Here is a 10,767-nt window from a genome sequence, read left to right on the forward strand (position 1 = left end):
AATAAGTTATGCTCTCAATTGTGCCACAAAGCTGCGAATTTGCAACAGTCCTTCCTTACGGTGTGAAGGATCCTCCAGCAACGGGATCGCTTCCTCCACCTGGCGCACAATCGCACTGCCTACCACAACGCCGTCGCAAATCCGGGAGAAGCGCTTCACCTGTTCACCGTTGGATATGCCGAACCCAATAGCTACAGGCAAATCCGTATGACGCTTCACCTGCTCGATAAATGACTCCACTCCCTCAAAGAACGAGGCTCTTTCTCCGGTTACGCCTAGGGAAGACACACAGTATACGAAGCCGCGCGCGTTGCGGACAATCCGCTCAATGCGCTTGTCCGAGGTCGGTGCGACAAGCGGCACAAGATTTACACCAGCCTGCACCGCCAGACGGCCTAAATCCTCAGCCTCTTCGATCGGCAGATCGGGGATAATGAGGCCGCTGATTCCATGCTGCTGCAGAGCGGCAAAGAACGGCTCCATGCCCATTTGCAGCACCGGATTATAGTACGTAAAGAGAATGAACGGCATCCGCACCCCGGCTGCCCTTGCCTTGTCGGCCGTCTCCATACAGGTCCGGATCGAAATTCGACTCTTTAAGGCTCTTTCCGACGCCCGCTGAATGACCGGTCCATCCGCCAGCGGATCGGAGTACGGGACGCCAAGCTCCAGCATATCCGCCCCGGCTTCCTCCAGCTCACGGATGATATCCACCGTGGTACCCACATCAGGATCTCCGACTGTCAAAAATGGAATCAGCGCTGTTCTTTTTTCCTTGCGGAGGCGATGAAACGTTTCATCCATCAAGTTCATGATTGTTCGCCTCCCGTATATTTCATAATCGATTCCACGTCCTTGTCTCCACGTCCGGACAGGCAAATCACAATAATGTCGTCCTTGGACATGCCAGGGGCCATTTTGACGACCTCCGCCACAGCATGAGACGACTCCAAGGCTGGCAGTATTCCTTCCGTCCTGCACAGAAGCTGGAGCGCTTCCAGCGCCTCGGCATCCGTAATCGGAACATACTTGGCCCGCTCGATATCCTTCAAATAGGAATGCTCCGGACCGACGCCAGGATAATCCAGCCCTGCCGAGATGGAATGCGCTGGCTGCACCTGGCCGTATTCGTCCTGCAGCAAGTAACTCATGGAGCCCTGGAAGACTCCGTGCGTGCCCTTGCTCATCGTTGCTGCATGCAGGTTGGTATCAATGCCTTTCCCCGCCGCTTCAACACCGATCAGCGCGACCCCTTTATCCTCAATAAAGGGATAAAACATGCCGATGGCGTTGCTGCCACCGCCAACCGCAGCGACTATGACCTCCGGCAGCCGCCCTTCAGTCTCCAGAATCTGTCGGCGGGTTTCGTCGCCGATCACACGCTGGAAATTGCGGACCATCATCGGATAAGGATGCGGACCGACAACGGAACCGAGAATATAGAACGTATCATGCACATGGCTGACCCAGTACCGCAAAGCCTCGTTGCCGGCGTCCTTCAGCGTTCTGGTTCCAGAGGTTACCGGGATTACCTCTGCACCAAGCAGCTTCATGCGGAATACGTTCAACTGCTGACGAACGGTGTCCTCTTCGCCCATGAAGACCTTGCACTCCAGTCCAAGCAACGCGGCTACCGTAGCTGTGGCAACACCGTGCTGCCCGGCGCCTGTCTCGGCAATAACCTTCTGCTTGCCCATTCTTTTGGCGAGAAGCCCCTGGCCGAGTGCATTATTGATTTTATGCGCTCCCGTATGATTCAAATCTTCGCGCTTCAAGTATATTTTGGCTCCGCCGAGATGTTGGGTGAGCCGCTCCGCATAATAAAGTGGAGTCTCCCTGCCGGAGTACTGCTTCAGCAAATAGTTCAGTTCCTCATTAAAGTCCGGATCGTCCGCATATTTCCGGTAGGATTCCTCCAGCTCGATCAATGCGTTCATCAAGGTCTCGGGTACGAATCGTCCTCCGAAGACGCCGAATCGGCCGTTATGATCAGGCAGTTGTGTCATGACGCTTCACCCTCTCCACGAATGCTGTAATTTTCGCTATGTCTTTAACTCCGTCCGTTTCCACACCACTGGACACGTCAAGACCCTCCGGCCCATAAGCCGAAATAAGTCCAGCCACGTTATCGGGTGTAAGACCACCGGCTATAAATAACGGGATGCCATGAACCCTTGCGCGCTCATGATAAGCAGGAATCGCTTCCCAGGCGAAGGTGCGGCCAGATCCTCCCCCATAATGGGGATCGTAGGTATCCAGCAGGAAGGAATCAACGTATCCTCCATAAGGATCCAATCTTTCTGCGCTTGTCGCCGCCTCGTTAGCCCCTCCCAGCACTGGAAGAGCTTTGAAAACCATCTTTCCAAATCGTTCCTTGACGGTAGAGCAGAAAGCAGGGCTTTCCTGACCATGAAGCTGGATCACATCCAGCGGAGCCTCGTTCATGACTTTCTGCAACTGATCGATATCCGGATTCACAAAGACACCGACGCTACGAGGACGGCGGCTCGTTTCCCACTCTCCAAGCACTTGTATGAGTTCAACCGCCCGCTCAGGACTGATGCGGCGTCTGCTTTCTGCAAATATAAATCCGATATAGTCGATATTTAAATGCATCATAGATTTTAGCACTTCAACGCTTTGAAGTCCACAAATTTTTAGTGCCGTTTCTGTCACAAGCTTTCCCTCTCTCTTGGTACGGGTACTATAAGACCTGCCTTGATTTTAACCTTCCATCAATTCCTGTACGGCCCGGCTTACGTCTTTCTGACGCATCAAATACTCGCCAACGAGCACACCCTGTGCCCCCTTGCTGTACAGATATTCAATATCCTTCGGCCCGGCAATGCCGCTTTCACTGATGAGGGTAATCCCTTCTGTCACCAGATCGGCCAGCTCTTCCGTCGTTTGCAGGCGGGTTTCGAACGTTTTGAGATCCCGATTATTAACACCGATCAGGGTTGCTCCCAGCTCAAGCACCGTCTCCAATTCCGTCCTATCATGCACCTCCACCAGCGTGTCCAGTCCTGTTTCACGGGCGGTGTTCAAGAAACGGCGCATCGTGTCCTTATCCAGAATGGCGGCAATCAATAGCACGGCATCCGCACCAAGCAGCCGGGCTTCGTAAATTTGCGTTTCGTCGATAACAAAATCCTTCCGCAGCAGCGGAATTCCGACAGCCTTCCTAATTTCACGCAAATAATCAGGGCTTCCTTGAAAATAATCGACATCCGTCAGCACTGAAATACAATCTGCGCCCGCAGCCTCATAAGCAAGGGCGATCTGGACCGGATCAAAATCGGGGCGGATCAGCCCCTTGGACGGGGATGCTTTTTTCACCTCGGCAATCAGACCTAGCTTCCGCTTGCGCCGCTTAGCCAGCGCGTCCTCGAAGCCAAGCGTGGACGGCATTTCCCCTATCTTCCGCTCTGCTTCCAGAATGAAAAAATGCTCCTTCAGCGCCGCTACTTCCTTTTGTTTGGTAACCACAATTTGATCAAGATACATATTCGTATTCCCCCGTTGCCTGAATTAACTCGTCCAGCTTCCCAAGCGCTCTACCCGAATCAATCGCTTTTGCCGCTCTGTGAACGCCTTCCTGCAGCGTAGAAGCCTGACCCGCCACATAGATACAGGCACCTGCATTAGCCAGAACGACATCTCTGTACGCCCCTTTCTCACCGTTCAGTATGCTGCGGATAATGTCTGCATTGTCAGAGGCTTCACCACCGAGTACATGCTCGAGCGGATGGCTGTCTAATCCCAAATCAGAAGGTGTAATTTCATAAGTTGTCACCGTGCCGTCCTTCAGTTCGGATACCGTTGTCGGACCAGAAATGCTGATTTCGTCCAACCCCTCGGAACTGCTGACGACCAACGCGCGTCTTGCCCCCAACTGCTTCAGCACCGATGCAATCACTTCCGTCTTACTGTTGTCATAGATGCCGAGCAACTGGCGGTCAGCCCCGGCCGGATTGGTGAGCGGTCCCAGCATGTTGAATACGGTGCGAATCCCCAATTCACGGCGCGGCGCGGCAGCATACTTCATGGACGGATGGTACACCTGGGCGAACAGGAAGCAGATTCCAATTCTGTCTAGACATTGCCTGGCCTGCTCGCCGGTCAAGTGAATATTAACCCCCAGTGCCTCAAGCACATCCGCGCTGCCTGCCCGTCCACTTGCGGAGCGGTTGCCGTGCTTGGCCACCCGGACTGATTCCGCTGCCGCGATGATGGCCGACACCGTGGAAATGTTAAATTTGTGAATACCCGTTCCTCCAGTGCCGCACGTATCCAGCAATTGATCGCTGTTCACGTCTAGCCTGCCGGCATGGCTGCGCATCGCCTCCGCAAAGCCGGTAATTTCGTCAACCGTCTCTCCTTTCATGCGCAGCGCGGTCAGTAATCCTCCGATCTGGGCCGGCGTCGCTTCGCCAGTCATGATCCGTTCCATGATGCCACGGGCATCGGAGCGGGACAAGTCCGCTCCTTGTAAAACCTTCGTCAATCCTACCTGTATAAGCTGCTGTTGTTCCACCGTGATTCCTCCTCATGGTCCGTAGAATTCAGTGCCCCGGTTTGAAAACTTCAATATTGGGAGGTGTACAGGTAATCCTGATTGAGGACATCACTGTCCCGCTGTGGCTGTCCGAACATGGCCTCCGCTGTACGTATCGCCTTAAGCATGGCTTTGGCTTTATTGACTGTCTCCTGGTACTCACTTTCCGCTACGGAATCCCAAACGATCCCGGCCCCGGCCTGCACATAAGCGCGCCCTTTTCTGAACACGATCGTCCGGATCGTAATGCAGGAGTCCATATTTCCCGAAAATCCGAGATACCCGATCGCTCCGGCATAAGCGCCGCGGGCTTCCCGTTCCAGCTCAGCTATAATCTCCATCGCCCGCAGCTTTGGCGCCCCCGACACAGTGCCTGCAGGCAGACAGGACAGAAATGCGTCAAAGAAATCCTTATCCTCGGCCAGATGTCCCGATACATTGGAGACGATGTGCATCACATGGGAGTAGCGCTCAATCTCCATGAAGGAGTCACATTTCACTGTTCCAAATTTGGAGACGCGGCCCAAATCGTTGCGGCCCAGATCTACAAGCATCAGATGCTCGGCACGTTCCTTCTCGTCCTGCAGCAGCTCTTCAGCGAGCGCCCGGTCTTCGGCTTCACTGGAGCCGCGCGGGCGCGTGCCCGCAATCGGCCTTGTCTCGACTTTCCCGTTCTCCACCTTCACCAGGGCTTCGGGAGAAGTGCCTACAATGATCTCTTCATCCATTTTCAAATAATACATATAGGGCGACGGGTTCATCGTGCGAAGAATTCTGTACACCTGCATCGGTGATACCTCCGTATCGATATGAAAGCGCTGGGACAGCACCACCTGAAAGATATCCCCTGCCCGGATATACTCCTTCGCACGCTCAACATTGCTGATAAACTGTTCTTTCGTCAGATTGGAATGGATCTCACCGAGCTCGACATCGCCGGGCACGACTGCTGCGCCGCCAAAATCCCCCGGCATCGGTTCACGCAGCCGTCCAGCCACCACTTCCAGCTTCCGTTCCACTTCTGCATAAGCACGCTTGATATCGTCATCTGAATCCCCTTGGCGCACATGTACATTGCCAACAAGCATCATTTGTTGTTTGACATGATCAAACACGATGATCTGATCACAGAACATGAAACGGATATCGTCCATATTCAAATCGTCGATAGCATGCTCTGGCAGCTTCTCGTAATATTGGAGCAGATCGTACCCGAAAAAACCGATGGCGCCGCCTGTAAGAGGGGGCATATCCTCCAGCCTTGGGCTACGGTAGCCGCGAAGCAGAGCTTTCAGGGACTCCACGGGTTTCCCGTCCAAAATCCGCTCCTCCCCTTTCTGTTCCAGGGTAATGAGCCCTTTTTTACCGGATATCATGAGAAAAGGATCTGTCCCTATAAAAGAATAGCGGGCCCACTGCGCGCCTCCTTCCACACTCTCCAGCAGAAAGGCTCTGTCTCTGTCCGCGTACCGGCGGAAAATCCGGATTGGTGTTTCCATATCGGCCAGCACCTTCTTATATACCGGAATCAGATTGAATTCGCCGGACATGGAAATCACTTGTTCAACACTTGGAGTTAACATGGGCTCACTTCCTCTCAAATTTGGGAGCAGAATGAAATAAAAATCCAAAAAGCCTCTACCGGCCGGTAGAGGCTTGATCATCATTGAAATGTTAAGAATGCTGCAAATGTACCATATGTTCGGAATAACGGATGATGCCGCACACCCAAAGAAACATTCTCCTACGTACAATACAGCTCACGCAGGCAACTTCTCTCAGGTATCGTCCGGTACAAAAAGAACAACTGATATGCTTCTGTTCATCCTCCACTAATACTCCCGGATCATACAGCATACCGCTTTCTTCCTGTCTCCATACATATGGGCTGCTCTCAATCTGCACTCTTCTAATCTCATCTCAACTCTAACTCACTCTACTCTGGCTCTGCTACTGACAACACTATATCCTATTTGCATGCTTCTGGCAACCTTGAAATTGATTACAAATCCGACCGGGAGGCAGCCGCCAAATCAGGACGCAACACCTGGGCACCGTTCAGATAGACATGCTTCATTTCGCGCTGCGACTTCTCCGTATTCACCTGAATCAACAGCCGGATGCACTTGGACAGCCCGCCTTTCACGTCGATTTCGACCGAACACATTAGAGGCACCAGATCCCAGCCTTCCAACTGCCGGATGGCCCTTGCAGGGAATGCCGCATTCAGATCCTGGGTCATCGTAATCCAGATATTCGAGATATATTCCGGGTCCAGCTCGTTGCGCTTCACCATCTCGGACAGCAGTTGTCCGGTGGCTTCAAGTATTTCCTGTTCATCATTTTGCGAGACGGTTGTCGCCCCGCGGATTCCTCGGTTGTACACGGCTTACTCCTCCTCCTTCAGTTGTTCGACAACTTCCCTGACAAGGGAGGCGGGAATATCCTTCCGAATCTCCACCTGTCCGATGGAAAGGGGCACCACAAAGGTAATGCTTCCTTCTTTAAACTTTTTGTCATGCATCATTGCACCCATCAATGTGTCGGTATCCAGCTCACGTGGAAGTGCAACCGGAAGGCGCAGCGACTGGAGCAAACTTCTCGTCTCCTCTACAAGGGACGGATCAGCACCAAGCCGGACACCAAGCATAGCAGAACCCACCATGCCAATAGAAATCGCTTCTCCATGCAGAAATGTTCCATAACCGGCGATCGCCTCGATGGCATGGCCAATCGTATGTCCAAGATTCAAAATTGCCCGCAGCCCGTTCTCCCTCTCATCCTGGGACACCACCTTGGCTTTGATGGCACAGCCTTTCTCCAGCCCGTACTCCAGAACTTCCGGTTCAAGGGCAAGCAGGCTATCCGCATGCTCCTGACACCAGCGGGCAAAATCCGCATCCCAGATTAAACCGTGCTTGAGCATCTCCGCAAGGCCGGCAGAGACCTCGCGAGGCGGTAAAGTAAGCAATGTATTCACGTCATACAAAACTAATTCGGGCTGATGGAAAGCACCAATCATATTTTTCGCCAAAGGATGGTTGATGCCAACCTTTCCTCCGACACTGCTGTCATGGGCCAGAATCGTGGTAGGAATCTGTATGAAGCGAATTCCGCGCATATAACTTGCAGCCGCAAAACCGGCCAGATCCCCCACAACTCCACCGCCAAGCGCAACGATGGAAGAGCTTCTATCGAGCCCGCCTTCAATAGCCGCTGTAATGACCTCTTCATACACGGACAGCGATTTGGACTTTTCGCCCGGCTGTACGATGAAGCTAAGCACCTTATACCCGGAATGTGCAAGACTATCTGTAAGCCTGTTCAAATACAATGGTGCCGTATTGCCATCGCTTATGATCAAATGAGGGCTTTTCCTGGACATACCGTGACGTGCAAAATAAACTCCCGCCTGCTCCAGCAGCCCCTGCCCAATATGGATCGGGTAGGATCTGTCTCCCAGTTCAACGATCAATGTCCCCATATTTAGTACCTTTCCAACTGCGCTTGATAGGCTTCCATGTTGGCGCGCATCTCCTCAATGGAATCTCCGCCAAACTTCTCAAGCAGCGCCTTCGCAATTTCCCAGGCGACTACATGCTCCATAACCACGCTGGCAGCAGGCACCGCACAGGCATCCGAACGTTCAACCTGGGCGGTAAACGCTTCCTTGGTGTCAATATCCACACTCTGGAGCGGTTTATATAATGTAGGGATCGGCTTCATCACACCGCGCACGACCACCGGCATTCCGTTTGTCATGCCGCCTTCAAAACCGCCAAGCCGGTTCGTTCTGCGGTGATAGCCGCGATCCTCGGTATGGAGAATCTCGTCATGCACCTGGGAACCGCGCAGATGACCCGCTTCGAATCCGATGCCGATCTCCACTCCCTTGAAAGCATTGATGGACATGACCCCTTGGGCAATACGCGCATCCAGCTTGCGGTCATATTGCACGTGGCTGCCAAGACCGATCGGCACACCTTCCACGATGCATTCCACAATGCCCCCGACAGAGTCCCCTTCTTTCTTGATCTCATCAATATAAGCTTCCATCTTCTTCTCGGTCTCCGGGTCGGTGACACGAACGGATGATGCCTCTGTTACGGCAATGAGCTCGTCTATCGGCATTTCCTTGTACGGAGCCTCAATTTCCCCGATGCGGATAACCTGACCGGCTACCTTGATGCCGAATTCGGCCAGAAGCTGGCGGGCCAACGCTCCGCATGCAACACGGATTGCCGTTTCCCGGGCGCTTGAACGCTCCAGCACGTTGCGCAGATCCTTTAAATTGTATTTCAGACCGCCGTTCAAATCTGCATGACCCGGACGCGGACGATGTACCCGCCGCTTCTCCTCGTCGCTGCCCTCGATCGGTTCAATATTCATAATGTTCTGCCAGTGCTTCCAGTCCTTGTTCTCTACAACCAAGGCGACAGGCGCTCCTGTAGTGTATCCATGCCGTACACCACCGACGATATTGGCCGTATCTGTCTCAATCTGCATCCGGCGTCCGCGTCCGTAGCCCTTCTGCCGTCTGTGAAGCTGAAAATTAATTTCCTCGAAATCCAGGCGCAGATTGCTTGGCAGACCCTCCACAATAGCTGTCAATTGGGGTCCGTGCGTTTCCCCTGCTGTTAAGTAGCGTAAACTCATGCTGCGTTCCCCCTTTAAACTGTTAAACTGTGCATCGCTAAAATCCGTTAACTCATTATAGTACAGGGCATGCGCTTTGACAAGAAATGCACGTGATATGTAAGAAAGACACTTAAAAAAATCACCCCTCCCTCCCGTTACTGGAAAAGAGGCGTGATTCGGATTTGGCACTACAATTTTTTGCGGTAAAAAAAGGTTTCGGTCGCTTCCAGATCATACTGCCCAGGCGAGAAAATCTGCTCTGTACTGCCTACAAACAGCACTCCACCCGGACGAAGACTGGCCGCAAACTTATGATATAACTGCTGCTTTGCTTCCTCTGTAAAATAGATCATGACGTTCCTGCAAATGATCAAATCGTATCCTTCCTCGAACTTGTCCAGCAGCAGGTTCTGTTTCTGGAATTTAATCGCCCGCTTGAGACGGTCATCAACCCGGAACATCTGTCCGTCAGGCTTGAAATACTTGTCGGCCACTTCTTTGGGCACATCCTTCAGCGAACGCTCCAGATATTTGCCTTCCTTAGCTTTGGCGAGAGCCCCATCATCAATATCCGAAGCCAGAATCGAGCAATCCCCCAGTATGCCTTTGCCGTCAAGCACCATCGCCAGACTGTACGGCTCCTCACCGGTAGAACAGGCTGCGCTCCACAGCTTCAGCTTGCGGTTGCCTGCAAGCAGGCCGGGCAGGATGACATCCCTGAGCACCTCCCAGCGGTTGGGGTTACGCCAGAATTCGGATACATTGATCGTCATACGGTCCAGAAATTCATAAAAAAGTGGCTTTTCCTTCATCATGGCTTCATAAAACGAAACAAAGCTGGTGAATCCGTTCTTGTTGCGAAGAGTCGTAAGCCGGCGCTTCATCTGCGCTTCCTTATATTGGGCGAGATCAATACCCGTGCTGTCTTTAATGCTGCGGATAAAAGCGTTATAGTCAGGGTCCAACTGACCGCGCTCCAGCTCACTCATGCTACCATTCCTTTATACAATAAGTTTTGCTTAGATCCAGGCCGCTACGCTTTTATCGTATTGAACCGCTTCATCTGGACCAAAAAAGTTGGCAATCTCCCGCTCGGCACTTTGAGGTGAGTCGGAACCGTGAATGAGGTTAAAGGGAGTGTGCGCGGCAAAATCCCCCCGAATCGTACCGGGGAGCGCTTCTGTAACCGACGTCTTGCCGATCAGGATGCGCGAAAGGGTCACAATATCGTCCCCTTCCCAAATCATGGCGAAAACCGGCCCGGACGTAATAAAATTGACCAGCCTTTCGAAGAAAGGTTTTCCCTTATGTTCCTCATAATGACGTTCGGCTTGTTCCCGGGTGACTTGCACAAGCTTAGCGGCCGTTAATTTGAAGCCCTTGTCTTCCAGCCGGCTGATAATTCTTCCGACCAGCCCGCGCTGGACACCATCAGGTTTAACCATCAAAAACGTACGATCCATTGGCTCACTCCCTATCGCAATACAGTTTTGACTAGATCAACGATATTTTAACAGAAAGTCTGCAAACGTTTAAGGAATTTTTGTCACATCAGGTCCCACACCGATACG

The 10,767-nt window shown here is 52.6% G+C and carries 11 protein-coding genes; all 11 read right to left on the reverse strand.

Going from position 1 to position 10,767, the window contains the following annotated elements; translation table 11 throughout:
• Positions 1-6: 6 nt before the first annotated feature.
• Complete coding sequence (gene trpA / locus OIN60_RS07610) at positions 7-813, reverse strand: tryptophan synthase subunit alpha (protein ID WP_305754263.1); 807 nt, start codon at positions 811-813, stop codon at positions 7-9.
• Complete coding sequence (gene trpB / locus OIN60_RS07615; RefSeq protein WP_305754264.1) at positions 810-2,006, reverse strand: tryptophan synthase subunit beta; 1,197 nt, start codon at positions 2,004-2,006, stop codon at positions 810-812. Before trpB ends, trpA begins: the two co-directional genes overlap by 4 nt.
• Positions 1,990-2,676 carry a phosphoribosylanthranilate isomerase gene (locus tag OIN60_RS07620; RefSeq protein WP_305754265.1) on the reverse strand — a complete coding sequence of 229 codons (687 nt, stop codon included), beginning with the start codon at positions 2,674-2,676 and terminating at the stop codon, positions 1,990-1,992. Before OIN60_RS07620 ends, trpB begins: the two co-directional genes overlap by 17 nt.
• Before the next feature lie 48 nt (positions 2,677-2,724).
• On the reverse strand, positions 2,725-3,507 hold the full coding sequence (trpC, locus tag OIN60_RS07625) for an indole-3-glycerol phosphate synthase TrpC (RefSeq protein ID WP_305754266.1): 783 nt from the start codon (positions 3,505-3,507) through the stop codon (positions 2,725-2,727).
• Positions 3,497-4,537, reverse strand: coding sequence for an anthranilate phosphoribosyltransferase (gene trpD / locus OIN60_RS07630; RefSeq protein WP_305754267.1), 1,041 nt, complete (start codon positions 4,535-4,537; stop codon positions 3,497-3,499). Before trpD ends, trpC begins: the two co-directional genes overlap by 11 nt.
• Before the next feature lie 50 nt (positions 4,538-4,587).
• A complete protein-coding gene (gene trpE / locus OIN60_RS07635) occupies positions 4,588-6,141 on the reverse strand; it encodes an anthranilate synthase component I (RefSeq protein WP_305754268.1) in 1,554 nt (517 codons plus the stop codon).
• A 419-nt stretch (positions 6,142-6,560) separates the two neighbouring features.
• Positions 6,561-6,944, reverse strand: coding sequence for a chorismate mutase (gene aroH, locus OIN60_RS07640; RefSeq protein ID WP_305754269.1), 384 nt, complete (start codon positions 6,942-6,944; stop codon positions 6,561-6,563).
• 3 nt (positions 6,945-6,947) lie between these two features.
• Positions 6,948-8,042 carry a 3-dehydroquinate synthase gene (gene aroB / locus OIN60_RS07645; RefSeq protein ID WP_305754270.1) on the reverse strand — a complete coding sequence of 365 codons (1,095 nt, stop codon included), beginning with the start codon at positions 8,040-8,042 and terminating at the stop codon, positions 6,948-6,950.
• A 2-nt stretch (positions 8,043-8,044) separates the two neighbouring features.
• Positions 8,045-9,214 (reverse strand): chorismate synthase, encoded by a 1,170-nt coding sequence (aroC, locus tag OIN60_RS07650; protein ID WP_305754271.1) that lies wholly within the window; start codon positions 9,212-9,214, stop codon positions 8,045-8,047.
• Between the two features lie 170 nt (positions 9,215-9,384).
• The gene (locus tag OIN60_RS07655) at positions 9,385-10,185 is read right to left on the reverse strand and encodes a CheR family methyltransferase (protein ID WP_305754272.1); all 801 of its coding nucleotides are present in this window, start codon (positions 10,183-10,185) and stop codon (positions 9,385-9,387) included.
• Between the two features lie 30 nt (positions 10,186-10,215).
• A complete protein-coding gene (ndk, locus tag OIN60_RS07660) occupies positions 10,216-10,659 on the reverse strand; it encodes a nucleoside-diphosphate kinase (protein ID WP_305754273.1) in 444 nt (147 codons plus the stop codon).
• Between the last annotated feature and the right edge of the window lie 108 nt (positions 10,660-10,767).

The sequence above is a fragment of the Paenibacillus zeirhizosphaerae genome (assembly GCF_030705605.1).
Classification (GTDB): Bacteria; Bacillota; Bacilli; order Paenibacillales; family Paenibacillaceae; genus Paenibacillus; species Paenibacillus zeirhizosphaerae.

Bases quoted from the DNA above. Each gene is read 5' to 3' on its own strand.
- OIN60_RS07655 (WP_305754272.1), bottom strand. From the start codon at position 10,185: ATGAGTGAGCTGGAGCGCGGTCAGTTGGACCCTGACTATAACGCTTTT.
- trpE (WP_305754268.1), bottom strand. From the start codon at position 6,141: ATGTTAACTCCAAGTGTTGAACAAGTGATTTCCATGTCCGGCGAATTC.
- trpB (WP_305754264.1), bottom strand. From the start codon at position 2,006: ATGACACAACTGCCTGATCATAACGGCCGATTCGGCGTCTTCGGAGGA.
- trpA (WP_305754263.1), bottom strand. From the start codon at position 813: ATGAACTTGATGGATGAAACGTTTCATCGCCTCCGCAAGGAAAAAAGA.
- aroB (WP_305754270.1), bottom strand. From the start codon at position 8,042: ATGGGGACATTGATCGTTGAACTGGGAGACAGATCCTACCCGATCCAT.
- ndk (WP_305754273.1), bottom strand. From the start codon at position 10,659: ATGGATCGTACGTTTTTGATGGTTAAACCTGATGGTGTCCAGCGCGGG.
- trpC (WP_305754266.1), bottom strand. From the start codon at position 3,507: ATGTATCTTGATCAAATTGTGGTTACCAAACAAAAGGAAGTAGCGGCG.
- aroC (WP_305754271.1), bottom strand. From the start codon at position 9,214: ATGAGTTTACGCTACTTAACAGCAGGGGAAACGCACGGACCCCAATTG.